Below are 24228 nucleotides of genomic sequence, written 5' to 3' on the forward strand. Positions count from 1 at the left end.
CCGGGGAGTGGAGTGGGCGTAGGGGGAGGGGACGGGGGTGCAGCGGGGGTTCTTCACGGGGAGGGGGTGGCGGCGGGGAGTAACAGCGCCGGTACGGCCGTAGGGGCATCCATGAGGGCCGTCATGACCGGGCCGTTCATGACACCGGCTCCTTCAGCGGGCGGTCCACCGGCACCTCCGCCGTGACCGTGACCGCCGCCGGGTCCAGGTCGGCCGGGGTCGGCATCACGCTGCCGGGCAGCTGGACGGCCGCCGCGCCATGGGCGACCGCGGAGGCGAGGGCGTCCGGGCCGCTGCCGCCGGCGATCAGGAATCCGGCCAGGGACGAGTCGCCCGCGCCGACATTGCTGCGTACGGCGTCCACGCGCGCGCTGCCGAACCAGGCGCCCGAGCCGTCCACGAGCAGCTGCCCGTCCGCGCCCAGGCTCGCGAGCACCGCGCGGGCGCCCATCTCGCGCAGTTCCTCGGCGGCCTTCAGCGCGTCGCCGACCGTGGCGAGGGGGCGTCCGACGGCCTCCGCGAGCTCCTCGGCGTTCGGCTTCACCACGTCGGGCCGTTCCCGCAGCGCCTCCTGGAGGGCGCGCCCCGAGGTGTCCAGCGCGATGCGGGCGCCCCCGGCGTGCGCCCGGGCGACCACCTCGGCGTACCAGGAGGGCGCGAGCCCCCGGGGCAGGCTGCCGCAGCAGGCGATCCAGTCCGCGCCCGCCGACTGCTCGCGGACCGTCTCCAGGAGCAGCTCCTGCTCCTCGGAGGACAGCTCCGGACCCGGCGCGTTGATCTTCGTCAGGACGCCGTCCGACTCGGCGAGCGCGATGTTGGAGCGGGTGGCGCCCGCGACCGGGACCGGCGCGACCTCGATGCCCTGCGCGTCGAGCAGGTCGGCGACGAGCGCGCCCGGCGCACCACCCAGGGGCAGGACCGCGACCGTGCGCTGTCCCGCGGCGGCGACCGCGCGCGAGACGTTGACGCCCTTGCCGCCGGGGTCCATGCGCTCACCGGTGGCGCGGATGACCTCGCCGCGCTCCAGGGCGGGAACCTCGTAGGTGCGGTCGAGGGACGGGTTCGGGGTGACGGTGAGGATCATGCGCGCACTACTTCCGTGCCGCCCAGCTCGATGGCGGCGGCGTCTTCGGGGCTCAGCCCGCTGTCGGTGATCAGCAGGTCCACGTCGCCCAGGTCACCGAAGCGGGCGAAGTGCTCCTGGCCGTGCTTGGCGGAGTCGGCGAGGAGGACCACACGGCGGGCGGCGGCGATCGCCGCGCGCTTGACCGCGGCCTCGGCGAGGTCGGGGGTGGTCAGGCCATGGTCGGCGGAGAAGCCGTTGGCCGCGACGAACAGGACGTCGGCCCGGATCTCGCCGTACGCCCGCAGCGCCCAGGCGTCGACGGCGGCGCGCGTGCGGTGCCGTACCCGCCCCCCGACGAGGTGGAGCTGGATGCCGGGGTGGTCCGCGAGGCGGGCCGCGATCGGCAGGCTGTGGGTGACGACGGTGAGCGAGGCCTCCAGCGGGACGGCGGCGGCCAGCCGGGCCACGGTCGTACCGGCGTCGAGGATCACGGTGCCCTCGGTCGGCAGTTCGGCGAGGGCCGCCTTGGCGATGTGGTCCTTCTCGTCGGCCGCGGTGGTCTCGCGCTCGGCGAGGTCCGGCTCGAAGTCGAGGCGTCCGGCCGGGATGGCCCCGCCGTGCACCCGGCGCAGCAGCCCCGCGCGGTCCAGGGCCTTCAGGTCCCGCCGGATGGTCTCGGCGGTGACCTGGAACTCCTCGGCCAGCGAGACGACGTCCACCCGCCCGCCGTCACGCGCGAGCCGGAGGATCTCCTGCTGCCGCTCCGGTGCGTACATGTCCGCTCGCCTCCGACTGATGCCCGAACGTGTGGTTTCAGCTCGGAGGCTACGCCCGGATTTCGGGAAAGTAAACAGGTTCGGGCGCGATCCGGGCATGAACGGACTTCCGAGGGGCCCGGGAACAGCGGAGAGGCCCGGCACCTTGGCAGGTACCGGGCCTCTCGTGCGGCCTTTCAGGACACGAGCGTATGGCCTTTCAGGACACCAGCTCGGGCTGCTTCTCCTCCACCACCGGAAGCTCACCCGCCCCCTCCACGTGCTGCGCCGGCCGCTTCGGCAGCGCGAACATCAGCAGGAAGATGACGACCATCACCGCCGCGACCCACCCGAGCGCGTGCTGGAAGGCGTCCACGAAGGCCGGGCCCACCTGGTTGGGCGTCAGGTGGTCGCCGATGACCCCGAAGAACACGACCGACACCAGGCCGAGCCCCAGCGCGTTGCCCATCTGCTGCACGGTGTTGATGAGCCCGGACGCCGACCCCGCGTGCTCCTTCGGCACCTCCGACAGCACCGCGTCGGTGAGCGGCGCGACGATCAGACCCATGCCCACGCCCATCACGACCAGCGGCAGCGCCATCTGCCAGGAGCTGATCGCCATGCCGTACCGGTCCGCCTCCCAGAGGTAGAGCAGCACGCCCAGCGCCATGAGCAGCGCGCCGGCCTGGAGGACCTTGCGCCCGAAGCGGGGCACCAGCTGCTGCACGGAGAGACCGGCGGCCGTGGAGACGGCGAGCGAGAACGGCACCCCGGTCAGTCCCGCCCGCAGCGGGCTCCAGCCGAGGCCGGTCTGCATGTACAGGGTCCACACCAGGAAGAAGATGCCGAGCCCGACACCGAAGACGGTCTGCACCGCGATCCCGGCCGCGAAGCTCTTCACCTTGAACAGCGACAGCTCGACCAGCGGCGACCCGTCCCGCGCGGCCTTGCGCCGCTCGTACGCCACCAGCGCGGCGAACACGAGGGGCGCACCGGCCATCGACACGTATCCCCACAGCGGCCAGTCCAGCTCCTCACCGCGGGTCAGCGGGTAGAGCAGCATCAACAGGCCGAGCACGACCATGGCCACGCCCACCAGGTCCAGCTTGAGAGCCCGCGGGGCCTTGGACTCGGTGATGAAGCGGCTTCCGAGGACGAGGCCCGCGATCCCGACCGGCAGGTTGATGAGGAAGATCGGCCGCCATTCGAGGCCGAACAGGTTCCACTCGGTCAGCAGCGCGCCGAGCAGCGGACCGGACACGGCACCCAGTCCGACGACTGCGCCGAACAGCCCGAACACCTTGCCCCGCTCGTGCGCCGGGAAGGTCGCGTGCACGATCGACAGCACCTGCGGCACCATCATCGCGGCCATGGCGCCTTGCAGGATCCGGGCCGCGACCAGCATCTCCGGCCCGGCGGCGAAGCCGCACAGCGCCGACGCGAGCGTGAACCCGCCGATCCCGACGAGGAACAGCCGCTTGCGTCCGTGGATGTCACCGAGCCGCCCGCCGGTGATCAGCCCGGCCGCGAAGGCGAGGGCGTAACCCGCGGTGATCCACTGGATCTGGCTGACGGAGGCGCCGGCGTCCTGCCGGATGGACGGGATGGCGATGTTGACGATCGTGACGTCGACGAGGTCCATGAAGGCCGCGGTCATCACGATGGCGAGGGCGAACCAGCGACGCCGGTCGCCCGCGGCGGGCCGTACAGCGGTGGATGTGGTCTCGGTGGAGGTCATGCAGCGAAGCTACGGCCCCATTAGGTCAGATCATGTCCTAGTCGTACGGCATCCTCGAACTCATGACGACGGACACCCCGGCACGGCTCCTGACGCTCCTCTCCCTCCTCCAGACGCCCCGCGAGTGGCCCGGTGGCGAGCTCGCCGACCGCCTCCAGGTCTCCCGCCGCACGGTCCGGCGGGACATCGACCGCCTCCGTGAGCTCGGCTATCCCGTCCAGGCGACCAAGGGCTCCGAGGGCGGCTACCGCCTGGTCGCCGGCAAGGCGATGCCACCGCTCGTCCTCGACGACGAGGAGGCGGTGGCCATCGCGGTCGGTCTGCGGGCGGGGGCCGGGCACGCGGTCGAGGGCGTGGACGAGGCGTCCGTACGGGCCCTGGCGAAGCTGGAACAGGTCCTGCCCTCCCGGCTGCGGCACCGGGTCTCCACCCTCCAGGCCGCGACGACTCCGCTCACCAGCGGGGACGGGGCGAGCATCCCGACCGAGACGCTGACCGTGATGGCGTCCACGGTGGCCGGTCACGAGCGGCTCCGGTTCGCCTACCGGGCGAAGGACGGGGCGGGGTCGCGCCGCGTCGTGGAGCCGTACCGGCTGGTCTCCGCCGGGCAGCGCTGGTATCTCGTCGCCTATGACCTCGACCGCGGCGACTGGCGGACGTTCCGCGTGGACCGGGTGAGCGAGCCGTTTGCCACGGGGGCGCGGTTCGCTCCGCGGGAGCTGCCGACGGGGAGCGCGGCGGAGTATCTGCGGCAGTCGATGTACCGGCGCCAGGAGACGTACGAGCTGGTCGTGACGTTCGAGGCGGATGTGTCGGTGGTCGGGGCCCGGGTGCCGGGGTGGATGGGGGTCCCGGAGCCCCTGGGCGAGGGCCGGTGCCGGTTGCGGAGCTCGGTCGGGGACTCGGTGGACTGGATGGCGGTGCGATTGGCGATGACGGGGGTGGAGTTCCGGGTGGAGGAACCTCCGGAACTCGTCTCCGCCGTACGGGAGTTGGGGGGACGGTTGATCCGGGCTTCGGGGGAGGTCGCCTGAGCGGGTGCCGGGCTGCCCGAGTTGTCAGGCGCGAGCGACGACCAGCAGGGCGAAGGCGGCGATGATCTCGGTGACCCGGACGTAGTGCCAGCGGTTCCAGCGGTTCAGCTGCTGCTTCCAGTCGGCGGGACGGTTCTCGGGGGTCCATGTCTTGTTGCGGTTGTTGATCGGGACCAGCAGCAGGATCGACATGACCACGCTGAGCAGCAGCAGCGCGCCGGCGGCGACGACCAGGCCGGCATGCTGGTGATGCCGTCCCGCGACGGCCCAGACCGCGACGAGGACGAGCGAGCCGATGCACCAGACCGGCATGACGGCGCCGAGCATCCGGCCCCCGTGGGCGTGACCGAGCTGGGTGCTGTCGTCGGGCAGGGCGTTGAGGATCGGGCCGAGGACGAAGGCGACGGCGAACTCCACGCCCACCATCAGGCCGACGACGACGGTGGCGATGACCTCAAGTGAGTCGAGCATGATGATCCTCCCGGGATCTAGCGTTGCTAGCTGATGAGGCAACGCTAGTACTGCTGCCGCTCGATTGTCTAGCGATGCTAGAATCGCGTCATGTCGGTACAGGAACGCAAGGAACGCGAACGGGCGGAGCGCGAGCGCCTCATCGTGGCGACCGCCCGTGAGATCGCCGAGCAGCAGGGCTGGGACGCGGTCACCACCCGCCGGCTCGCCGAGCGCATCGAATACAGCCAGCCCGTCCTCTACAGCCACTTCCGGGGCAAGCGCGAGATCATCGGGGCCGTAGCCGTCGAGGGGGCCGCCGAGATCGCCGTGGCGGTGCGGGCCGCGACCGCCGGTGCGGACGGTCCGCGCGAGCGGGTCGCCGCGCTCGCCCGCGCCTACCTCGACTTCGCCGCGCGCAACCCGGCTGTCTACGACGCCCTGTTCCAGCTCGACGGCGGCCTGGCCTTCGCCCGGGAGGACACCCCGGAACCCCTGAAGGACGCCTTCGCCGCGCTGCTGGAGAGCCTGGGCGAGGTTGCCGGCGACGGTGTCGACCCGGGGCTGTTCACCGAGCTGTTCTGGGCGTCCCTGCACGGCCTGGCCACCCTGACCCGGGCGGGACGGCTGCCACCGCAGGACATCGAGCCGAGGGTGGAGCTCCTGGTGGACCGGCTCGCCGTGGTCTGACCTCGTGCCGACGGACGCGCACAAACGGCCACCAGCACGCCGACCGGCGCCGACGGTGGCGCGGCGGCCGGTCCGTCCGACGCCGGGTCACCGACCGCCGCGCCGACGACCACCAGCCCCCGACACCAGCACCAGCACCGGTGCCGGCACCACAGCCTGGTTCAGCCCTCAGGCCTCCCCGAGAAACGCCCCCACCGCCCCCAGGTTCCGCACGGCCACCCCCAGCAGCCCCTCCGACGGTTCCTCCCCCGCCGCCCACGCCTCGACGGCTGTGCGGACCGCCGCGCTGCCCACCGCCGCCAGCAGCCGTACGTCCTCGCGGCCCGTCCGCTCCGTGAGCACCTCCGCCAGGCGCCGTTCCGACGAACGGCACACCTCCGCCCACACCCGCCGCAGCCCCGCGTCGGAGTCCGCGAGGCGGATCAGGGTGCGGACGAAGGTCCAGGAGGAGGCGGAGACCTGGTCCCCCGGTGTCAGCGTCCGGCGGGCACCGTGGGTCAGGGCCTCGGCCACCGACAGCTCAGCCGGCGCGGACAGCACCGCCTCCGCCCACAGGTGCGCCCCGGCCGCGTACAGCGGCGCCACCGCCTCCTCCTTGGTCGCGAAGTAGCGGTAGAAGGTCCGCGGGGCCACCCCCGCCGCCATCGCGATGTCCTCCGCCCGGGTCGCCCGCAGCCCCTGCTTCACGAACAGTTCCGCCGCGGCCCAGGCGATCTCCATGCGGGTCGCCGCCTTGCGCCGCTCGGTCAGGGAGACGGCCGGCGGGAACGAGGCCGGGGAATCGGACGAGGCGCTGCTCACGACGTGCACGCTATGCCGATGTGACACAATCTGCCATCCGGTGGGTCACCCCGTGGTTCAGGTACGGGGTGACCCACCGTTCCCGTCTCCCGGCAGACAAGGGATCCGGAAGAAAAGGGGTCCGGCACGAAAAAGAGCCGGACCCCGGCGCCCGGGGGGAGGGGCGCCGAAGTCCGGCTCTGGGAGAGTCCCGGCGCCGGGGGGGGTGTGCGTCGGGACTTGGTTCAGGCGGGCCTGGAGGCGAGGCCTCCGGGCCCGAACACCTGGACCCTGAAGTCTTGTTCCCAGGGTCCGGCGGATTAAAGCGGCCTCCTACGGCCATGTTTACGCGGTCTTTCGCCACCCGGCGTACGCGGGTGGCATAACCGCTACGCCGCCGCGTCGAACCCGGTGCTGCGCGCCAGCTTCTTCAGCTCCAGCAGGGCGTGCTTCTCGATCTGCCGGATCCGCTCGCGGGTGAGCCCGTGCTCCTTGCCGACCTCGGTCAGCGTGCGCTCCCGGCCGTCCTCGATGCCGTACCGCATCTTGATGATGGAGGCCGTGCGCTGGTCGAGGCGGCCGATCAGGTCGTCCAGCTCCTCGCTGCGCAGCAGCGTCAGCACCGACTGCTCCGGGGACACCGCCGAGGTGTCCTCCAGGAGGTCGCCGAACTGGGTGTCGCCGTCGTCGTCCACCGACATGTTCAGGGAGACCGGGTCGCGGGCCCAGTCCAGCACGTCCGTCACCCGCTCGGCGTTGGAGCCGAGCTCGGCGGCGATCTCCGCGGGCTCCGGGTCGCGGCCGTGCTCGCGGTTGAACTCGCGCTGCACGCGGCGGATGCGGCCCAGCTCCTCCACGAGGTGGACGGGCAGCCGGATGGTGCGGGACTGGTCGGCGATGGAGCGGGTGATGGCCTGACGGATCCACCAGGTCGCGTACGTGGAGAACTTGAAGCCCTTGCGGTAGTCGAACTTCTCGACCGCGCGCACCAGGCCGGCGTTGCCCTCCTGGATCAGGTCGAGCAGGGGCAGTCCACTGCGGGGGTAGCGGCGGGCCACGGCGACGACGAGGCGGAGGTTGGAGCGGATGAACACGTCCTTGGCGCGCTCGGCCTCCTCCACCAGGGCCTCCAGCTCCTCGCGGGTGGCGTCGGCCTTGGCCTCCTCGAACCCGTCGAGGACCTGTCGGGCGAACACACCCGCCTCGATGATCTGGGACAGCTCGACCTCCTTGGCGGCGTCGAGCAGCGGTGTACGCGCGATCTCGTCGAGGTACATGCCGACCAGGTCGCGGTCGGCGATCTCGCCGCCATGGACGCGAACACTGCGGGCCGCGTCGGTCGACCCGCCGGTGGCGGACGTACGACGGGCGACGGCACGGGTTGCCATGCGTGCTCCCTTGCGATGGTGGGTCAGCGGGTGGTCCTTGGACGCTTGGTTCCGAGTCCCGGTGCTCTCCGGACTCTCCTCGGGTGCCCTGCATCCGATGGAAACAACGACTGGAAACCGGACAGAATTCCCAAGCAGTGCCGCTATTTTTCTGATCTTGCAGTATCCTGCCCGGCCACATGAGGAGGCGCGATGCCGTCGGAACGTGCAGAGGTGCAGGTCAGGCCGGGAGTCGAAAGCGACCTCGGGGCCCTCACCGACCTCTACAACCACTACGTTCGTGAGACGCCCATCACATTCGACACCGCTGTCTTCACCCCGGAAGAGCGCCGCCCTTGGCTGCTCTCCCACCCTGAAGACGGCCCGTACCGGCTGATGGTTGCCACGGAGGCGGACCCGACAGGAACCTCACAGCGGATCCTCGGGTACGCCACATCCAGCCCGTTCCGCGCCAAGCCCGCGTACGCGACCTCGGTGGAGGTCACCGTCTACCTCGCCCCGGACGCGGGCGGCCGTGGCATCGGCACGCTCCTCTACAAGGCCCTCTTCGAGGCCCTCGCGGAAGAGGATCTGCATCGCGCCTACGCCGGTATCGCCCAGCCCAACGAAGCGTCCACGCGGCTGCATGAACGCTTCGGGTTCCGGCACGTCGGCACATACCGGGAAGTGGGCCGCAAGTTCGGCCGCTACTGGGACGTCGCCTGGTACGAGAAGACCCTGTAGGTCAGCCGAACTGCACCGACCGCTTCGCCATCCCCATCCAGAACCCGTCGATGACGGACTTCTGCGTGTCCAGCTCGCCGCTCACGTCGGCCGCGCCCATGGTGACGAACAGCGGCGCGAAGTGCTCGGTGCGGGGGTGGGCGTAGCGCCCGGCCGGGGCCTTGTCGAGGAAGTCGAGCAGGGAGTCCACGTCCCGCGCCTCCAGCGCCCGCCGGCCCCAGTCGTCGAACTCCGAGGACCAGGTGGGCACTCCGGCGCCGGTGTGGCGCAGGGCGGCGAGGTTGTGGGTGAAGAAGCCGGAGCCGACGATCAGGACGCCCTCGTCGCGCAGCGGGGCGAGCTTGCGGCCGATCTCCATGAGCTTGACGGGGTCGAGGGTCGGCATGGAGATCTGGAGGACGGGGATGTCGGCCTCGGGGAACATCTCGACGAGCGGGACGTACGCGCCGTGGTCCAGGCCGCGGTCCGGGATGTCCTGGACGGGGGTGCCGGGGGCGCGCAGCAACTTGCGCACGGACTCGGCGAGTTCGGGGGCGCCGGGGGCGTCGTAGGTCACCTGGTAGTAGTGCTCGGGGAAGCCCCAGAAGTCGTAGACGAGCGGGACGCGGGTGACCGCGCCGAGAGCCAGGGGGGCCTCCTCCCAGTGGGCGGAGACCATGAGGATCGCCTTGGGGCGGGGCAGGTCCGCGGACCAGGCGGCGAGTTCGCCGGGCCAGATCGGGTCGTCGGCGAGCGGCGGGGCCCCGTGGCTGAGGTACAGGGCGGGCATGCGCTCCAGCGTGTCGGCGGACATGGTGGGGACTCCTCCGGTACTTCCGATGCAACCGATGCTTCAAATTTAAAGCGTCTTCAGGCATGACTGTACGCCTCATTTGTTTAAGCTTCAAGGAGAGAGTCCGTAGAGTGGGATACATGAACACGGCACCCGTCCCCGATGAAGAACCCCAGTGGCTCGACGACGAGGAGCAGCGCGTCTGGCGCTCGTACGTGAACGCCACGACCCTCCTCGAGGACCACCTCGACCGCCAGCTCCAGCGGGACGCCGGCATGCCGCACATCTACTACGGCCTGCTCGTCGGACTCGCCGAGGCCCCGCGTCGACGGCTGCGGATGACCGAACTGGCCATGAAGGCGAAGATCACCCGCTCCCGGCTCTCGCACGCGATCGCCCGCCTGGAGCGCAACGGCTGGGTGCGCCGGGAGGACTGCACCGACGACAAGCGCGGCCAGTTCGCGGTGCTCACGGACCCGGGCCTGGAGATGCTCCAGGGCGCCGCGCCGGGCCATGTGCGGGCCGTACGCAAGGCCCTCTTCGACCGGCTCACCCCGGAACAGCAGAAGTCCCTCGGCGAGATCATGCAGATCGTCGCCGAGGGACTCCAGCCCAACGAAGCGGGTGCGGATCTGCCCTGGCTCCGCTGAGCCAGGGCAGGTCCTTGGTGGTCGTACGTGCGGAGCGTCCCCATCCCCGTACGTACGACAGGTCCGAAGGGGTACGGCCGGACGGTCGTCGTCAGTGGGCGACGACCGGGACCGCCAGCTCCTCCTCGGCGCCCTCTCCGGAGGCCACCGCGGTGGTGTCGGGGCGGCCGGCGTTGACGAGGGTGCCGACGATGACCGCGGCGAGCACCAGCATGCCGACGGCGAACCAGATCGCGTTGGTGTAGCCGTGCACCTGGCCCTCCAGCGCCACCAGCTGCTGCTGGGACTTGGAGGCCGCCGAACCGATGTGGTCCTTGATGTACGAGGTCGTGGCCGACGCGGCGATCGTGTTCAGCAGGGCCGTACCGATCGCGCCGCCCACCTGCTGCGAGGTGTTGACCATCGCGGAGGCGACACCGGCGTCCCGGGGCTCGACGCCCAGGGTGGCCAGGGACATGGCCGGCATGAAGGCGGTACCCATGCCGAGGCCGAGCAGCAGCATCGCGGGCAGGATCGTCGAGGCGTACGACGAGCCGATCTCCAGCTGGGTCATCAGCAGCATGCCGACCGCGGCGACCAGGAAGCCGGGGCCCATCAGCAGGCGGGCCGGCAGGCGGGTCATCAGACGGGTGCCGATCTGGGTGGAGCCGACCATCATGCCGACGATCATCGGCATGAAGGCGAAGCCGGTCTTGATCGGCGTGTAGCCCTTCACGATCTGCAGGTAGTAGGTGAGGAACAGGAAGGTGCCGAACATCGCGATGATCGCGATGCCGAGCGAGAGGTAGATACCGCCGCGGTTGCGGTCGGTGACCACGCGCAGCGGCAGCAGCGGGGCCTTGACCTTCGCCTCGGTGACGACGAAGGCGATCAGCAGGACGGCGGAGGCGACGAACATGCCGACCGTCACGGAGTCGCCCCAGCCGTCGGACTCGGCGCGGGTGAAGCCGTAGACCAGCGCGACCAGGCCCAGGGTGGACAGCAGGACGCCGGGGATGTCGAGCGGGTTGCGGTTGCGGCCGCCCTCCGGCTCACGGATGACGAAGTACGCGCCGAGCGCGGCGACGATCGCGAACGGGATGTTCACGAAGAAGGTCCAGCGCCAGTCCATGTACTCGGTCAGCACACCGCCGAGGATGAAGCCCACGGCACCGCCACCACCGGCGATGGCGCCGTAGATGCCGAACGCCTTGGCGCGCTCCTTGGCGTCCGTGAACATCACGGCGAGCAGGGAGAGCGCGGCGGGCGCGAGCAGGGCGCCGAAGACGCCCTGGAGGGCGCGGGCGCCGAACATCATGGCCTCGTTGGTGGCCGCGCCGCCGAGGGCGGAGGCGCCGGCGAAGCCGATCAGGCCGACGACGAAGGCGTTCTTGCGGCCCCACAGGTCGGCTATGCGGCCGCCGAAGAGCAGGAGTCCGCCGAAGGCGAGGGCGTAGGCCGTGACGACCCACTGCCGGTTGCCGTCGGAGATGCCGAGGTCGGTCTGGGCCGACGGCAGGGCGATGTTCACGATGGTCGCGTCGAGGACGACCATCAGCTGGGCGAGCGCGATGAAGACGAGCGCCTTCCAGCGGTTGGCGTCACCGGTCGGTGCCGGTGCGCCGGGAGCCTTTGCGGCTGTTTCAGACATGGGGGTACCCACTTCGGGACTTCGGTCGGAAAAAGGGAACGAAAAGTCTGCTGTTGGAGACTGCTGAGCTGCTCTGAACTAATCGGTACTGGTCGTCAGGACTGGCGGAGGCCCTCCATCGTCACGGCCGTGCCCGGGAGTTCGGACCGGGCCGGGGCCCGCAGTCCGTCCAGGAACAGCTGAAGCATGCGGTGCACGAACCCGTCGAGGGTGAGGCAGCCGACGCCGGCCGGGGGCCGGGACAGCTGACTCACGGCGACCATGACGTCACCGACGCCCACGTCCGCACGAAGCTGACCGGCCGCCCTTGCCCGGTCCATGAGCTGCTCGACGAGCTGCTCGATGCGTTCGCGTGCCGCCACCAGGTCGGGGTGGTACTGGTCGAAGGCGCCCTGGATCATCGGGCACAACGCGGTGATCCGCTCGTCGGCGGACGCGTGCACGAAGCGCTCCAGGGCACCGAAGGCATCCCCGGTCTCCGCGAGCGCCAGCTCGGCCGCCTCGGACGTCCGGTCCATCACGGAGCAGACGACCTCACGGACGAGCGCGTCGCGGTCGGGGAAGTTGCGGTACACCGTGGCGTTGCCGACGCCGGCCCGGCGGGCGATCTCGTCGAGCGGCACATCCGGGCCGAACTCGGTGAACATCTCGCGGGCAGCGGTGACGATCCGCTCACGGTTGCGCAGGGCGTCGGCCCGGGGCCGGGTCACCTTGCGCGGTGCGGTCGTCGTGGCGGTCACGGCGCACTCCCTTCAGGTCTGGTTTCCGCGATCCGGGGAAGTGCTCCCCGTTTCGCTCGGACACAGGTCTAAACGGGGAGACGCTCCCCGGTTATTTCGGGTTGAGGAGAAATTATGTTGTGACCTGGGTCACAGGTTCTTCGGTACCCACGTTCGGTCTCCTCCAGCGCGCGCCCGCCCCTCCCCCGGCAGAGGGTGATCGAAAAGGTGCAGCCTTCCGACCAGCGGCTGCCGTGCTCCGAAGGGTGCCCGCATGCCGTGGACCAGCCGTCGCATACGCCCGCGCCGTGTCGCCGCCCTCGTCTCCGTGACCGCGCTGACCCTCGCGGTCGGCACCTCGGCCCCCAGCGGCCGGCTCACCGCGAAGGCCCCGACCGCGGCCGGCCCCGTCGCCCTGGCCCGCTCCGACTCCCACGGCGCCTGTCTGATCAGCGGCGGCCCGACCGTCCAGATGTCCGAGGGCCTGCCCACCCCCGGCGGCTACTCCCGCTCCACCGGCACGGTCCGCGCGCTGACCCTGATGGTCGACTTCTCCGACGCGCCCGGCTCGGGCACCGCGCAGAGCCGGTTCCGTGAGTTCTTCCCGCAGACCCAGGACTGGTTCCGCACCAGTTCCTACGGCCGCCTCGACTACCGCCCCGAGACCCCGATCCCCGACTGGCTGCGCATGCCGAGGCCGTTCCGGGCCTACGGCATAGAGCGCGGCGCCCCCTTCGACCCCGGTTACCGGCGGCTGGTCCAGGACATCGTGGCCGCCGCCGATCCCAGGGTGGACTTCCGGTCGTACGACTTCCTGAACGTGCTGGTGACCCCGAACGCCGGCCCGTCCGCCCTCGACACGGTCCTGTCGGTGACCTTCGCCGGCAACACGGACGCGCCGGTCGCCGACGGGGTGCCCGTGGCCAACGCCTCCTTCGTGTACTCGCGCCAGGACGACGGCTCCGGCTCCTTCGACCGGACCGGGTACCGGGTGCTGCCGCACGAGAACGGCCATGTCTTCGGGCTGCCCGACCTGTACACCCAGCAGGGCGGGGGCGCGGTCGGCCACTGGGACATCATGAGCGAGGACTGGGGGGCCGACAACGACCTCCTCGGCTGGCACAAGTGGAAGCTGGGCTGGCTGGACGCGACGCAGGTCGACTGTGTGACGGAGCGCGGCACCGCGCAGTACACGCTGACCCCGCTGGCCCGGCCCGGCCTCGGCACCAAGCTCCTCTTCGTCCCGCTCAGCCGCCGCACCGGCTACGCGGTCGAGCTGCGCACCCGCGAGGGCAACGACGAGACGGTGTGCCGGCCGGGCGTGCTCGTCTACCGGGTCGACGCGGACGTGGACACCGGCCGCGGACCGGTGCAGGTCTACGACTCCCGACGCGACAGCGGCGGCTGCACCCGCAGCCCCAACGTCCACGCGGAACTCTCGGACGCGCCAATGACCCCCGGGGAGGAGTTCCGGGATCTGCGCAGGGGGGTCCGGGTGCGGGTGGCGGGGACGGACGGGGAGGGGAACTACCGGGTCGAGGTGACGCGGGGGTAGGGCGGGGGCGGGGCGGGGTGGGTGGAGTGACACGGGGGTCAGGGGGTTGGCGCCGGGTTGAGGGGGCTTGGGGGTACTGCGGGGCGCGGGGCCTCGGCGGTCTGCGGGGCGCGGGGCCTCGGGGTACTGCGGGGCGTGGAGCCCGTGGGTACTGCGGGGCGTAGAGCCTCGGCGGTCTGCGGGGAGAGGGCCTCGGGGGTACGGCTGGGCGTGGAGCCTCGGGGTACGGGGCGTGGAGCCCGTGGGTACTGCGGGGCGTAGAGCCTCGGCGGTACTGCGAGGCCCGGGGCCGACTACCGTAGGCGTGCCCCGATTGCCGTACCGGAGAACCGATGCCCGCTCAGACGCCCTCTCCCCCGGTGGCGCCGGGGTCCGCCGAGGCGGTCCCGCCGGTGGCCGCCGTGCCGGCCGAGGCGGTCGCGCCCTTGATCCGGGGGGTCGCGGTGCTGCGGGAGCTGAGCGAGGCGGGCGGCACGCTGAGCCTGAGCGGGCTGGAGCGGGCGACCGGCCTGGCGCGTTCCACGGTCGACCGCATCACCTCGACGCTCCAGCGCATGGGGTACGTCCGTCTGGACGGCCGGGACGCGGTGGCGACCCCCCGCCTCATGGAGCTCGGCAACGCCTATCTCGCCGCCCTGCGCCTGCCCGCGCTGCTCTCCGGACGGGCCGACGCCCTCGCCGACGAGCTGGACGAGTCGGTCTCGCTGGCGGTCGCCGACCGGGACGGCATCCGCTTCATCCACCAGGCCACCCGCCGCCGCGCGATGTCCCTCAGCTTCCGCATCGGCGACCTGCTCCCCGCCGAACGCACCGCACCGGGGCCCCTGTTCGCCTCCGAGTGGACCGACGCCGAGTGGCGGGCCTGGCGGGCGCGCCGGGCGGCGGATCCGGAGAACCGGGCCTTCACCGCCGTACCACCTCGGGAACTGCCCTTCCCGGACACGGAGTTCGAGCGGCGGGCGGAGGCGGCGGGCCGCGACGGCTTTGCCCTGGACGACCAGTTGATCGAGCCGGGCCTGGTCGCGGTCTCCGTCCCGGTACGGGATCCGCGCACGGGCCGGATCGCCTGCGTGGCCAACGTCGTGAGCCACACCAGCCGGCACACCGCGGCCGGTCTGCGCGACACCCTGCTGCCCCGGCTGCGGGCGACGGTCGCGGAGATGGAGCACGAGCTCGCGACCGCCCCCGCGCCGGACCCGGGCCCGCTCCCCTCGGACCTGGCCTCCTGGATCGGCGCGTCGAAACACGAACTGGGCCGGGAGTTCATCGAGTCCCTCGCCCGGGGCCTGACGGTCCTCACCGCGTTCGGCGCGGGCCGGGCGGCGCTGACCCTGACGGACGTGGCGCGGGCGACGGGACTGGCGCGCGCCACCGCCCGCCGGGCCCTGATCACCTACGAACACCTGGGCCTGGTCCGCCAGCAGCCCGAGTCCCGGACCTTCACCCTCACCCCCAGGGTCCTGTCCCTGGGCTTCCCGCCCCTGTCCCGTACGACCCTCCCCCGCATCGCCGCCCCGCACCTGGCGGACCTCTCGGCCCGGGTGCGGGAGTCGACGGCGCTGGCGATCCTGGTGTCCCAGGGCCCGGACGCGGAGATCCAGTACACGGCACGGGCGGTGTCCCCGCGGATCATGGGCGTGGACATCAGGGTCGGCACCCGGCTGCCGGCCGCGGCGACCTCGCTGGGCCGGGTACTGCTGTCGGACACCGAGGACTCCGCCGACTCGGCCCAGGTCCGCATTCACGGCTACGCCCTGCTCGACGAGGACTGGGAGGACGGCCTGCGCACCCTCGCCGTCCCGCTGCGCGACCGTACGGGCCGGGCGGTCGCCGCCCTGGGCGTGGCGCTGCACGCGGCGGGCCGCACGGAGCGGGAGTGCGTCGAGGAGCTCCTCCCGGAACTGCGCCGCACGGCGGCCCACGTCGAACGGGAACTCCACGCGGCGGGCCACTTCACCCGCGTCCCGGTGCTCTGACAGACACGCGGTAATTCATATCCGGGGGACGAATTCTTCCCCCCATCGCAAGTGGACATCACCCCGGCACCGGCGAATCATGGTGTGCGACCGCCAATCGGCGGAACCGGGGCGAAAAAGGGGACAGGCGCGATGGTCGAGTCCGTTTCATTCAAGAACAAAGAAATAGAAATCGCGGGCCATCTTCACCTGCCCGACGACTTCGACGAGACGAGGAAATACCCGGCCCTGGTCGGAATCCACCCGGCCGGCGGCGTGAAGGAACAGACGATCGGCGAGTACGCGAAGCGACTGGCCGCCCACGGATTCGTCACCGTGGTCTACGACTCCTCCTATCAGGGAGAAAGCGGCGGCGAACCGCGCCTGCTGGAGGACCCGACGACCCGCGTGGAGGACGCCCGCTGCGCGGCCGACTTCCTCACCACTCTGCCGTACGTCGACACCGAGCGGATGGGCGTCTTCGGCATCTGCGCGGGCGGCGGCTACGCGATCAGCGTGGCGCAGACCGAACGCCGCTTCAAGGCGGTGGCCACCGTCAGCGCGGCCCCCATGGGCGAGGGTTCCCGGGGCTTTCTGGGGCACCTGTCCCCGGTGGCCGAGCAGATCAGGACCCTGGAACTGGTCGGCCGGCAGCGCACGGCCGAGGCGCGGGGAGCCGAGCCCGTCTACGCCCCCTTCGTCCCGGAGACGCTGGAGGAGATCGACGACAACACGCCGGACCTGTTGCGTGAGGGATACGACTACTACCGGACGCCACGCGGTCAGCACCCGAATTCCAAGGGCCGTTTCCTGCTGACCAGCATGGACAAGATGTACGCCTTCTCGGCGTTCGACCAGATCCCTCAGCTGCTGACCCAGCCACTGCTTCTCATCGCGGGCAGCAAGGCGGACACAAAGGTGTTCAGCGACCGGGCGTACGAGCTTTCCAACGGCCCGAAGGAACTGTTCGTGGTCGACGGCGCGACACACATCGCCATGTACGACGTTCCGGAGTACATGGACCAGGCGCTCACCAAGATAGTGAAGTTCTTCGCCGTTCTTTAATCCCGTTGCAGAAAGAATTCAAGGAGAAGAACCACCATGTCCCATTCCGGCGTGCCCGTCGTCGCCATCGCCTTTCACTCGGGCTACGGCCATACCGCCGTCATCGCCGAAGCCGTGGCGCGTGGTGCCGCCGGAGCGGGCGCCGAGGTCGTCTCGATCTGCGTGGACACCATCACCGACGAGCAGTGGGCGCAGCTGGACGCCGCCGACGCGATCGTCTTCGGCGCCGCGACCTACATGGGCACCGCCTCCGCGGCCTTCCACGCCTTCGCCCAGGCCAGCAGCAAGCGCTGGTTCCCGCACGCCTGGGTGGACAAGCTCGCCGCGGGCTTCACCAACTCCGGTGCCAAGAGCGGCGACAAGTCGTCCACGCTGGGCTACTTCGCCACGCTCGCCGCCCAGCACGGCATGCACTGGATCAGCCTGGGCCTGCTGCCGGGATGGGACTCCACCCAGGGCAGCGAGGACGACATCAACCGGCTGGGCTTCTTCCTGGGCGCCGGCGCGCAGAGCCCCACCGACGCCGGCCCCGAGGGCGTCCACCCGTCGGACATCGCCACCGCGGAACACCTCGGCTCTCGCGTCGCCCGCCAGGCGGCGATCTTCCGCGCGGGCCGGGCCGCCCTCGCCGCCTGATCACCACCCGTCTTCTCCCCGCAAGGAGTACCCCATGTCCGATTCCCCCAGCCTCGCCGTCATCCGCCGGGTCTACGACTCCCGCATGGCACCCGAGGTCACGAAGGAGGTGATGGCGCCGGACTTCGTCTGGGACATCACCCCCGGCTTCCCGAACAGCGGTGTCTACCACGGCTGGGACAGCGTGGCCACGGACTTCTTCGGCAGGATGACGGGCTACGAGTCCTTCGGCGCGGTGCCCGAGGAGTTCTTCGCGGACGACGAGGGCCATGTCTTCGTCTACGGCCACTACCACGCCCAGACGAAGACCGGGAACACGGCCGACGTGCGGTTCCTGCACCTGTGGACCGTCCGGGACGGCCGGGCCGTACGGATGCGCCAGATCGCCGACAGCCACGTCCTCCAGGAAGCCCTCAAGGGCTGACCCACCCCCGCCCGGACCCACCCCTTTCAGGAGCAACCCCTCATGGCGAAGATTCTCTTCGTGATCACCGCGTCCGACCACTGGACACTGGCCGACGGCACCCGTCGGCCGGCCGGTTTCTGGGCCGAGGAGGCCATCGGCCCCTACCAGGTCTTCAAGGACGCCGGATACGAGATCGCGGCCGCCACCCCGGGCGGTGTGCCGCCGACCGCCGACGCGCTCAGCCTCACCGCCGAGTTCAACGGCGGCGAGGAAGGCGCCGAGCGCATGCGCACCGCCCTGCGCGAGGCCACCGAGCTGGCGCACCCGATGCGTATCGAGGACGTCGCCATCAACGACTACGTGGCCGTCTTCTACCCCGGCGGCTGGGGCCCGATGGAGGACCTGCCCGACAACGCCGCCTCCGGCAGGCTGCTCACCGACTGGCTCGCCTCCGGCAAGCCCGTCTCCCTGGTCTGCCACGGCCCCGCGGCCCTGCTCGCCACCATCGGCCCCGACGGCACGTCCCCCTTCTCCGGCTACCGGCTGACCGGCCTGTCCAACGCCGAGGAGCGGCAGAACGGCCTCGCCGACCGCGCGAAGTGGCTGCTCCAGGACCGTCTCGTGGGCGACCTGAAGGCCGACTACCGCGAGGCCGACCCGTTCACCTCGCACGTCCAGGTCGACCGCACCCTCTACACCGGCCAGAACCCCTACTCGGCCGTCCCCCTCGCCCAGGAACTCGTCAAAGCACTCGGCTGACGGGCCGACACGAGCGCGGTCCTGATCCGGCAGCCGAGCACCCCGGCGGGTGCCCTCCGCCGAACCGATTCACCCGCACATCCTTACGACCATGGTGGGCCTCGTGACGTCTTCCTCCTCCCTCCCCTCTCCGTCCCCCTCCGCGGACGGCCGTCCCGCCCTCGACGACTGGGTCCGTGCCCTGCTCGACGGCAGGAACTACGCCACCGTCGGCACCATCGGCCCCGACGGATCCCCGCAGAACTCGGTGGTCTGGATCAAGGGGGAGGGGGACACCGTGCTCTTCTCCTCCCTCGACCACCGCCAGAAGGTGCGCAACCTGCGCCGCGACCGCCGTATCAGCGTCTCGGTCTACGACCTCGACAACCCCCACACCGCCGTCGAGATCCGGGGAACCGCCGAGATCGTCCCGGACGAGGGCAAGCGCCTCCTGAGCGAGCTCTGGCGCAAGTACCTCGGCGTCGACCTGCCCGCCGCGAAGCACGACGAGGACCGCGTGATCATCCGTGTCGTGCCGCGGAAGATCATCGGCGTTCCGGGGGCCTGAGGCTCCACCCCGCGGCTGTCGTACGAGCGCTGGTGGACTGCCGAAGCCCGGACGGCGGCCTACCGCGCCCCTCGCCGCTCAGCCAGGGGAGGAATCCGTACCCCCCACAAGATGCCGCCCTTGTGCCAGGCTGAAGGTCATGAACCGCAACCCGCGTCTGAGCGAGCTGGGCGAGTTCCTCAAGGCCCGTCGGGCCGAGCTCACCCCCTCCGAGGTCGGCCTCCGCGGCGGTCCACGCCGGCGTGTGAAGGGGCTGCGCCGCGAGGAGGTGGCGCTCCTCGCGGCGATCAGCACCGAGTACTACACCCGCATCGAGCAGGGCCGGCTCCAGGCGTCGGCGCCCCTCCTCGACGAGATCGCCCAGGCCCTGCGACTCAACGACGACCAGCGCACCTACCTCTTCGACCTCGCGGCGAAGGAGCGGGTGCGCCCGTCCACGTACCGCGAGCGCCAGCAGGTGGACCCGCAGCTGCAGCGCATGCTGGACGACCTCACCGCCTCCCCGGCCTTCGTCATCGGCCGGTGCACCGACATCCTCGGCTGGAACCAGCTCGCCGCCGCCCTGTGGACCGACTTCGGGCGCTACCCCGAGCCGGAGCGCGTCTTCGTCCGGCTGCTGTTCACCGAACCCTGGATGCGCGAGCTGTACGTCGACTGGGAAGAGGTCACCCGGCTGGCCATCGCCCAGCTGCGCATGGAGAGCGCGCGCTACCCCGACGACCAGCCCCTGACCGCCCTGGTCGAGGAACTCTCCGCCCGCGACGCGCAGTTCCGGCAGTGGTGGACCGAACACGACGTCGCGATGCGCGGCCAGGGCGTCAAGAAGCTGCGCCACCCCGTGGTGGGCGAGCTGACCCTCGACTGGAACACCCTCACCTGCGGCACGGACCCCGACCAGCACATCATCGTGTGGAACGCCGAACCCGGCAGCCCCTCCCACGACGGACTGCGCCTGCTCGCCTCCTGGGCCGCCGACCAGAAACGGACGGCGTCCGACGCGACGACCTGAACTTTCGCCGGTCTGGCGGTCTGGCCGGTCCCGCTGGTCTGGCCGGTCTTGCTGCTCTGGCTGGTCTGGCTGGTGTGGCGGTGTGGCGGTCTGTTGTGCAGATGTGGGGCGGCCGGCGCCCACGGACGTGCCGCCGCCTGTGGGAGGAGCGGGCCGGGGCCTTCACGGAGGCGGCGCTCAGAGTGCCGCGTCCGGTGCGGGCGGGTGCGGTTGCGCGGTCCAGGACGCCAGGAGCAGCAGCCCGTCGTGGGACGGGGTACCGGGGTCGGCGGTCGCGATCACCAGCTGCTGCGTGGGGTCGGCGGTGCTGGTCAGGCTGTCCCAGTCGAGGGTGAGGTCGCCGACGATCGGGTGGCGCACCCTCTTGGTGCCCATCCGCCGGCCGCTCATCTGGCGTCCCGCCCACCACTGCCGGAAGTCGGCGTCCGCGACGGACAACTCGCCGACGAGCGCGGCCAGTCCGGGGTCACCGGGGTGCCGGGCGGCCTCCGTCCGCAGATGGGCGATGCAGGTGCGGGCGTTCGTCCGCCAGTCGAGGCAGAGCGCCCGGAAGGCGGGGTCGGTGAACATCAGCCGCGCGTAGTTGCGCTTCCCGGCGGGCACTTCGCCGAAGTCGGTGAGCAGAGCGGCCGCCAGCGGATTCCAGGCGAGGATGTCGAGGCGCCGCCCGAGGACGAGTGCGGGGGTCGTGGTCAGCTCGTCCAGGATGCGTCTGAGCTGTGGGTGCACCCTCTGCGCCGGTCGCCGGCGCGCCTCGCACTCGCCCCCCGCCGCCAGCTCGAACAGGTGGTCGCGCTGGGCGTCGTCGAGACGCAGGACGCGAGCGAGCCCGGTGAGCACCGAACCCGTCACGGGGGCCCGCCCCTGCTCCAGCCGCGCGTAGGCGTGGGTGCTGATGCCCACGAGGTGAGCGACTTCCTCCCGGCGCAGCCCGGGCACCCGCCGGGGCGCCCCGGACTCGGGCAGACCGACGGTCCGCGGACTGAGTCGGGCCCGGCACACCTTGAGGAATTCTCCCAGTTCCTTCGGATACGCCTCGCCGGTCATGACGTCAGTGTGGCAGCGCCCGGCCTCCGGGTGGGGGGTAGGGATTTCTCCCTGGATAAGCAGTTCCCCGGATGGAATTCTCCCCTTTGCGGGCCCTCGGGAAAGTGACAAGGTCGGTGCCGTGCCGGGTGACCGGGACGTTGAACGACCTCTGGAATGCGGAATTTACCGGCGCCCCGCACCCTCCCCCCACCCGAATCCACGCAGAGCACCACCTCATGTCGGAACGGAAGAAGTTCGCACCGCCGGCCATCCAGGAGTTCGCCCCCAAGCTCGCCGAGGTCACCGACACCGTCCTGTTCGGCGACATCTGGGAGCGGCCGGGTCTGTCCCCGCGCGACCGCAGCCTCGTCACCGTGACCGCTCTGGCCTCGCTGTACCGGACCGACCAGCTCGGCTTCCACCTCGGCAAGGCGCTGGAGAACGGTGTCACCAAGGACGAACTGGTCGAGGCCATCACCCACCTGACCTTCTACGCCGGATGGCCCAACGGCATGTCGGCGATGACCCGGCTCAAGGCGATCGTGGACGAGGCGGACCAGCCCGAGTCCGAGTCCGAGTCCGAGTCCGACTGAGCCCACCACCGGCGGCAGCACCGCCCAAGGGAAAGACGCACGATGGAACTGCTGAAGCAGCCCCCGGCCATGAAGTCCATGAAGCTCCCCGCCGAGTGGTTCACCGGCGACGCCTACGCCGATGTGATCCTCCGCGGCGAGGGCACCGCCCTGGTGCGGTCCCGTGGCGGCCACTGCACAGCCGTGGACGAGCGCCGCGCCGACAAGACGCTGCCGCGTCCGTGAGGTGACTGCCATGACCACTTGGACACACGACGAACTCGAGCGCGTCGCCGCCGCCGACGAACTGGAGATGGCCCCGCTCCGGCACGACGGCACGCTGCGTGCACCGGTGCCGATCTGGGTCGTCCGCGACGGTGACGATCTGTACGTCCGCTCCTTCCGCGGTACGCGCGGCGGCTGGTGGCGCACCGCCGTCGCGACCCACGCGGGCCACGTCCGCTCGGGCGGGGTCGACAAGGACGTCACCTTCACCGAGGTTCCGGACCCCGGGACCAACGACCGCATCGACTCGGCGTACCGCAGCAAGTACGGCCGTTTCGGCGGGGCGTACGTCGATCCCATGGTGGCCGCCCGTGCCACGACCCTGCGGCTGCTGCCCAGATGACCGGGAAGATCCCCGTCGACCCCGTTGAGCCGTCACCGCCGGCCGGCTCCGCACCGGAGTAGGTCTCATGCTCGGTCTCGAACTCGTCGTCGTCCTGGGTGCGGCCGTGCTGGCGGGGAACTTCCTGGGACAGCGCTTCCGCATCGCCCCACCTGTCGTACTCCTGGTCCTGGGCGCCCTCATCGGCCTCGTCCCCGCCGTCCGCCAGACCCAACTCCCGCCCGAAGTCGTCCTGTTGCTCTTCCTGCCCGTCCTGCTGTACTGGGAGAGCCTGACCACCTCGATGCGGGAGATCCGCACCAACCTGCGCGGCATCGTCCTGCTCAGCACCGTCCTCGTGATCCTCACCGCGGGAGCGGTCGCGGTCGCCGGGCACGCGCTCGGGCTGCCGTGGGGACCGGCGTGGGCCCTGGGCGCGGCCGTCGCCCCCACCGACGCCACCGCCGTGAGCGCCCTGGCCGGATCCCTGCCCCGCCGCCAGATCACGGTCCTGCGCGCGGAGAGCCTCGTCAACGACGGCACCGCCCTGGTCATCTACGGCCTGGCGGTAGGCATCACCGTCGGCGAGGAGCACCTCACCCTCCCCCACGTCGGCGCACTGTTCCTGCTCGCCTACGGCGGCGGGGCCGCGGTCGGCGTCGCGGTCGCCTGGGTCAACATGAACCTGCGCCGCCGCCTGGACGATCCCCTGCTGGGCAACCTCGTCATGATCCTCGCGCCGTTCACGGCGTATCTGCTGGCCGAGCTGATCCACGCCTCCGGCGTCCTCGCGGTCGTGGTCAGCGGCCTGATCATGGCCCAGGTGGCGCCCAGCCTCATCCGTGCCGAGCACCGCCGCCAGGCCCTGGCCTTCTGGCCGCTGGCCACCTTCATCATCAACGGCGCCCTGTTCGTCCTGGTGGGGGTGGAACTCCAGTACGCGCTACGGCACTTGAGCCACTCCGACCTCCGGGACGCCCTCATCGCGATCGCGGCGGTCAGCGCGGTCCTGGTCGCGGTCCGGTTCGCGTTCCTGTTCTCCTCCGCCTACCTGATCCGCGCGATCGACCGGCGCCCCGAGCAACGCCTGCGCAGAATGAGCGACCGGGCCCGCGTGGTCAGCGGGCTCGCGGGCTTCAGAGGCGCGGTCTCGCTGGCGGTCGCCCTGTCCGTGCCGGAGACCCTCGACTCGGGGACACCCTTCCCCGGCCGCGCCTTCATCGTCTTCGTCACCTCCGGCGTCATCGTCGTGACCCTCGTCGTGCAGGGACTGCTGCTGCCGGGCGTGGTGCGCTGGGCCCGGCTGCCCCGCGACACCTCCGTCGACGAGGAACAGATCCTCGCCGAGACCACGGCCACCGAGGAGGCCATCAAGGCGCTTCCGGAACTCGCGGCCCACCTGGGCACCACCCCCAAGGTCATGGAGTGGCTGCGCCAGGAGTACGAGGCGAACCTGGCGACCGTACGCGCACGGGGCGCGGGCACCGACGACGATCCCGCCCTGCTCCACAACCGCCACTACACCGACCTCCGCCTCGCCCTCATCGCCACGAAACGCGCCACCGTCGTCCGCCTGCGGGACGAGGCACGCATCGACGACACCGTGCTCCGCCGCCTCCAGGCCGCCCTGGACAACGAAGAGGTCCGGCTGGCCGGAGGCGAGCAGGTCGAGTAGAGGCAGCAACCACCCGGC

26 protein-coding genes are annotated in these 24228 nt (G+C 71.2%); 16 read left to right on the forward strand and 10 right to left on the reverse strand.

From position 1 onward, the window contains the following. Window positions 1–136 precede the first annotated feature (136 nt). The 3 genes from pfkB to AC2XR2_RS19030 all read right to left on the reverse strand — a co-directional run bounded on the left by pfkB (window position 137) and on the right by AC2XR2_RS19030 (window position 3559). Window positions 137–1084, reverse strand: a complete 948-nt coding sequence (gene pfkB / locus AC2XR2_RS19020) for a 1-phosphofructokinase (RefSeq protein ID WP_491515739.1) — start codon at window positions 1082–1084, stop codon at window positions 137–139. Then, window positions 1081–1842 carry a DeoR/GlpR family DNA-binding transcription regulator gene (locus tag AC2XR2_RS19025; protein ID WP_330266330.1) on the reverse strand — a complete coding sequence of 254 codons (762 nt, stop codon included), beginning with the start codon at window positions 1840–1842 and terminating at the stop codon, window positions 1081–1083. The genes pfkB and AC2XR2_RS19025 overlap by 4 nt, the downstream gene beginning before the upstream one ends. A gap of 199 nt (window positions 1843–2041) precedes the next feature. After that, window positions 2042–3559 carry an MFS transporter gene (locus AC2XR2_RS19030; protein WP_381309037.1) on the reverse strand — a complete coding sequence of 506 codons (1518 nt, stop codon included), beginning with the start codon at window positions 3557–3559 and terminating at the stop codon, window positions 2042–2044. 62 nt (window positions 3560–3621) lie between these two features. On the opposite strand from AC2XR2_RS19030, the gene AC2XR2_RS19035 reads away from it, so the two are divergent. Beyond that, window positions 3622–4593 carry a helix-turn-helix transcriptional regulator gene (locus AC2XR2_RS19035; protein ID WP_381309035.1) on the forward strand — a complete coding sequence of 324 codons (972 nt, stop codon included), beginning with the start codon at window positions 3622–3624 and terminating at the stop codon, window positions 4591–4593. A 24-nt stretch (window positions 4594–4617) separates the two neighbouring features. On the opposite strand, the gene AC2XR2_RS19040 is transcribed toward AC2XR2_RS19035, so the two are convergent. Continuing rightward, entirely contained in the window at window positions 4618–5064 is a 447-nt protein-coding gene (locus tag AC2XR2_RS19040; RefSeq protein ID WP_491515740.1) for an anthrone oxygenase family protein, read from the reverse strand. A 90-nt stretch (window positions 5065–5154) separates the two neighbouring features. On the opposite strand from AC2XR2_RS19040, the gene AC2XR2_RS19045 reads away from it, so the two are divergent. Next, window positions 5155–5733, forward strand: coding sequence for a TetR/AcrR family transcriptional regulator (locus AC2XR2_RS19045; RefSeq protein WP_381309030.1), 579 nt, complete (start codon window positions 5155–5157; stop codon window positions 5731–5733). Window positions 5734–5901: 168 nt separating this feature from the next. Here the strand turns inward: AC2XR2_RS19045 and AC2XR2_RS19050 are convergent, their stop codons facing one another. Continuing rightward, window positions 5902–6543 carry a TetR/AcrR family transcriptional regulator gene (locus AC2XR2_RS19050; RefSeq protein ID WP_491515741.1) on the reverse strand — a complete coding sequence of 214 codons (642 nt, stop codon included), beginning with the start codon at window positions 6541–6543 and terminating at the stop codon, window positions 5902–5904. A gap of 359 nt (window positions 6544–6902) precedes the next feature. Next, a complete protein-coding gene (locus tag AC2XR2_RS19055) occupies window positions 6903–7901 on the reverse strand; it encodes a sigma-70 family RNA polymerase sigma factor (RefSeq protein ID WP_141205477.1) in 999 nt (332 codons plus the stop codon). A gap of 192 nt (window positions 7902–8093) precedes the next feature. On the opposite strand from AC2XR2_RS19055, the gene AC2XR2_RS19060 reads away from it, so the two are divergent. Further along, window positions 8094–8624: a GNAT family N-acetyltransferase gene (locus AC2XR2_RS19060; protein ID WP_381307640.1), complete on the forward strand. Its 531-nt coding sequence runs from the start codon at window positions 8094–8096 to the stop codon at window positions 8622–8624. Between the two features lies 1 nt (window position 8625). Here the strand turns inward: AC2XR2_RS19060 and AC2XR2_RS19065 are convergent, their stop codons facing one another. Continuing rightward, window positions 8626–9417 (reverse strand): dioxygenase family protein, encoded by a 792-nt coding sequence (locus tag AC2XR2_RS19065; RefSeq protein WP_330266324.1) that lies wholly within the window; start codon window positions 9415–9417, stop codon window positions 8626–8628. Window positions 9418–9536: 119 nt separating this feature from the next. On the opposite strand from AC2XR2_RS19065, the gene AC2XR2_RS19070 reads away from it, so the two are divergent. Further along, window positions 9537–10046 carry a MarR family winged helix-turn-helix transcriptional regulator gene (locus tag AC2XR2_RS19070; protein WP_330266323.1) on the forward strand — a complete coding sequence of 170 codons (510 nt, stop codon included), beginning with the start codon at window positions 9537–9539 and terminating at the stop codon, window positions 10044–10046. 91 nt (window positions 10047–10137) lie between these two features. On the opposite strand, the gene AC2XR2_RS19075 is transcribed toward AC2XR2_RS19070, so the two are convergent. Both AC2XR2_RS19075 and AC2XR2_RS19080 read right to left on the reverse strand, forming a co-directional pair. Beyond that, entirely contained in the window at window positions 10138–11676 is a 1539-nt protein-coding gene (locus AC2XR2_RS19075) for an MFS transporter (RefSeq protein WP_381307637.1), read from the reverse strand. 95 nt (window positions 11677–11771) lie between these two features. Then, on the reverse strand, window positions 11772–12416 hold the full coding sequence (locus AC2XR2_RS19080) for a TetR/AcrR family transcriptional regulator (RefSeq protein WP_123761350.1): 645 nt from the start codon (window positions 12414–12416) through the stop codon (window positions 11772–11774). A 253-nt stretch (window positions 12417–12669) separates the two neighbouring features. Here AC2XR2_RS19080 and AC2XR2_RS19085 point away from each other — a divergent pair, with 253 nt between their 5' ends. The 8 genes from AC2XR2_RS19085 (at window position 12670) to AC2XR2_RS19120 (ending at window position 20327) form a co-directional block, all read left to right on the forward strand. Then, on the forward strand, window positions 12670–13950 hold the full coding sequence (locus AC2XR2_RS19085) for a M6 family metalloprotease domain-containing protein (RefSeq protein WP_491515742.1): 1281 nt from the start codon (window positions 12670–12672) through the stop codon (window positions 13948–13950). A gap of 332 nt (window positions 13951–14282) precedes the next feature. Then, a complete protein-coding gene (locus AC2XR2_RS19090) occupies window positions 14283–15926 on the forward strand; it encodes an IclR family transcriptional regulator domain-containing protein (protein WP_491515743.1) in 1644 nt (547 codons plus the stop codon). A gap of 132 nt (window positions 15927–16058) precedes the next feature. Beyond that, window positions 16059–16970, forward strand: a complete 912-nt coding sequence (locus tag AC2XR2_RS19095) for an alpha/beta hydrolase (RefSeq protein ID WP_491515744.1) — start codon at window positions 16059–16061, stop codon at window positions 16968–16970. Window positions 16971–17006: 36 nt separating this feature from the next. Continuing rightward, window positions 17007–17606 carry a flavodoxin family protein gene (locus AC2XR2_RS19100; protein WP_491515745.1) on the forward strand — a complete coding sequence of 200 codons (600 nt, stop codon included), beginning with the start codon at window positions 17007–17009 and terminating at the stop codon, window positions 17604–17606. Between the two features lie 34 nt (window positions 17607–17640). Continuing rightward, window positions 17641–18030 carry a nuclear transport factor 2 family protein gene (locus tag AC2XR2_RS19105; protein ID WP_491515746.1) on the forward strand — a complete coding sequence of 130 codons (390 nt, stop codon included), beginning with the start codon at window positions 17641–17643 and terminating at the stop codon, window positions 18028–18030. Between the two features lie 42 nt (window positions 18031–18072). Beyond that, window positions 18073–18771, forward strand: coding sequence for a type 1 glutamine amidotransferase domain-containing protein (locus AC2XR2_RS19110; protein ID WP_491515747.1), 699 nt, complete (start codon window positions 18073–18075; stop codon window positions 18769–18771). 103 nt (window positions 18772–18874) lie between these two features. After that, window positions 18875–19318, forward strand: a complete 444-nt coding sequence (locus tag AC2XR2_RS19115) for a PPOX class F420-dependent oxidoreductase (RefSeq protein ID WP_330266315.1) — start codon at window positions 18875–18877, stop codon at window positions 19316–19318. A 139-nt stretch (window positions 19319–19457) separates the two neighbouring features. After that, window positions 19458–20327, forward strand: coding sequence for a helix-turn-helix domain-containing protein (locus AC2XR2_RS19120; protein WP_330266314.1), 870 nt, complete (start codon window positions 19458–19460; stop codon window positions 20325–20327). A gap of 177 nt (window positions 20328–20504) precedes the next feature. On the opposite strand, the gene AC2XR2_RS19125 is transcribed toward AC2XR2_RS19120, so the two are convergent. Continuing rightward, a complete protein-coding gene (locus AC2XR2_RS19125; RefSeq protein ID WP_491515748.1) occupies window positions 20505–21374 on the reverse strand; it encodes a helix-turn-helix domain-containing protein in 870 nt (289 codons plus the stop codon). 218 nt (window positions 21375–21592) lie between these two features. Between AC2XR2_RS19125 and AC2XR2_RS19130 the strand changes: the two genes are divergently transcribed. The 4 genes from AC2XR2_RS19130 to AC2XR2_RS19145 all read left to right on the forward strand — a co-directional run bounded on the left by AC2XR2_RS19130 (window position 21593) and on the right by AC2XR2_RS19145 (window position 24210). Beyond that, window positions 21593–21949 carry a carboxymuconolactone decarboxylase family protein gene (locus AC2XR2_RS19130; protein ID WP_491515749.1) on the forward strand — a complete coding sequence of 119 codons (357 nt, stop codon included), beginning with the start codon at window positions 21593–21595 and terminating at the stop codon, window positions 21947–21949. 42 nt (window positions 21950–21991) lie between these two features. Further along, window positions 21992–22174, forward strand: coding sequence for a hypothetical protein (locus AC2XR2_RS19135; RefSeq protein WP_491515750.1), 183 nt, complete (start codon window positions 21992–21994; stop codon window positions 22172–22174). Window positions 22175–22184: 10 nt separating this feature from the next. Further along, window positions 22185–22556, forward strand: a complete 372-nt coding sequence (locus tag AC2XR2_RS19140) for a DUF2255 family protein (RefSeq protein ID WP_449350896.1) — start codon at window positions 22185–22187, stop codon at window positions 22554–22556. A 67-nt stretch (window positions 22557–22623) separates the two neighbouring features. Then, window positions 22624–24210 carry a Na+/H+ antiporter gene (locus AC2XR2_RS19145; RefSeq protein WP_491515751.1) on the forward strand — a complete coding sequence of 529 codons (1587 nt, stop codon included), beginning with the start codon at window positions 22624–22626 and terminating at the stop codon, window positions 24208–24210. Window positions 24211–24228 lie beyond the last annotated feature (18 nt).

This window comes from Streptomyces sp. LS-MS-L19, assembly GCF_058382285.1.

Bases quoted from the DNA above. Each gene is read 5' to 3' on its own strand.
- AC2XR2_RS19105 (WP_491515746.1), top strand. From the start codon at position 17,641: ATGTCCGATTCCCCCAGCCTCGCCGTCATCCGCCGGGTCTACGACTCC.
- AC2XR2_RS19100 (WP_491515745.1), top strand. From the start codon at position 17,007: ATGTCCCATTCCGGCGTGCCCGTCGTCGCCATCGCCTTTCACTCGGGC.
- AC2XR2_RS19120 (WP_330266314.1), top strand. From the start codon at position 19,458: ATGAACCGCAACCCGCGTCTGAGCGAGCTGGGCGAGTTCCTCAAGGCC.
- AC2XR2_RS19045 (WP_381309030.1), top strand. From the start codon at position 5,155: ATGTCGGTACAGGAACGCAAGGAACGCGAACGGGCGGAGCGCGAGCGC.
- AC2XR2_RS19035 (WP_381309035.1), top strand. From the start codon at position 3,622: ATGACGACGGACACCCCGGCACGGCTCCTGACGCTCCTCTCCCTCCTC.
- pfkB (WP_491515739.1), bottom strand. From the start codon at position 1,084: ATGATCCTCACCGTCACCCCGAACCCGTCCCTCGACCGCACCTACGAG.
- AC2XR2_RS19025 (WP_330266330.1), bottom strand. From the start codon at position 1,842: ATGTACGCACCGGAGCGGCAGCAGGAGATCCTCCGGCTCGCGCGTGAC.
- AC2XR2_RS19095 (WP_491515744.1), top strand. From the start codon at position 16,059: ATGGTCGAGTCCGTTTCATTCAAGAACAAAGAAATAGAAATCGCGGGC.
- AC2XR2_RS19125 (WP_491515748.1), bottom strand. From the start codon at position 21,374: ATGACCGGCGAGGCGTATCCGAAGGAACTGGGAGAATTCCTCAAGGTG.
- AC2XR2_RS19070 (WP_330266323.1), top strand. From the start codon at position 9,537: ATGAACACGGCACCCGTCCCCGATGAAGAACCCCAGTGGCTCGACGAC.
- AC2XR2_RS19145 (WP_491515751.1), top strand. From the start codon at position 22,624: ATGCTCGGTCTCGAACTCGTCGTCGTCCTGGGTGCGGCCGTGCTGGCG.
- AC2XR2_RS19060 (WP_381307640.1), top strand. From the start codon at position 8,094: ATGCCGTCGGAACGTGCAGAGGTGCAGGTCAGGCCGGGAGTCGAAAGC.
- AC2XR2_RS19030 (WP_381309037.1), bottom strand. From the start codon at position 3,559: ATGACCTCCACCGAGACCACATCCACCGCTGTACGGCCCGCCGCGGGC.
- AC2XR2_RS19135 (WP_491515750.1), top strand. From the start codon at position 21,992: ATGGAACTGCTGAAGCAGCCCCCGGCCATGAAGTCCATGAAGCTCCCC.
- AC2XR2_RS19085 (WP_491515742.1), top strand. From the start codon at position 12,670: ATGCCGTGGACCAGCCGTCGCATACGCCCGCGCCGTGTCGCCGCCCTC.
- AC2XR2_RS19065 (WP_330266324.1), bottom strand. From the start codon at position 9,417: ATGTCCGCCGACACGCTGGAGCGCATGCCCGCCCTGTACCTCAGCCAC.
- AC2XR2_RS19090 (WP_491515743.1), top strand. From the start codon at position 14,283: ATGCCCGCTCAGACGCCCTCTCCCCCGGTGGCGCCGGGGTCCGCCGAG.
- AC2XR2_RS19130 (WP_491515749.1), top strand. From the start codon at position 21,593: ATGTCGGAACGGAAGAAGTTCGCACCGCCGGCCATCCAGGAGTTCGCC.
- AC2XR2_RS19055 (WP_141205477.1), bottom strand. From the start codon at position 7,901: ATGGCAACCCGTGCCGTCGCCCGTCGTACGTCCGCCACCGGCGGGTCG.
- AC2XR2_RS19075 (WP_381307637.1), bottom strand. From the start codon at position 11,676: ATGTCTGAAACAGCCGCAAAGGCTCCCGGCGCACCGGCACCGACCGGT.
- AC2XR2_RS19110 (WP_491515747.1), top strand. From the start codon at position 18,073: ATGGCGAAGATTCTCTTCGTGATCACCGCGTCCGACCACTGGACACTG.
- AC2XR2_RS19040 (WP_491515740.1), bottom strand. From the start codon at position 5,064: ATGCTCGACTCACTTGAGGTCATCGCCACCGTCGTCGTCGGCCTGATG.
- AC2XR2_RS19140 (WP_449350896.1), top strand. From the start codon at position 22,185: ATGACCACTTGGACACACGACGAACTCGAGCGCGTCGCCGCCGCCGAC.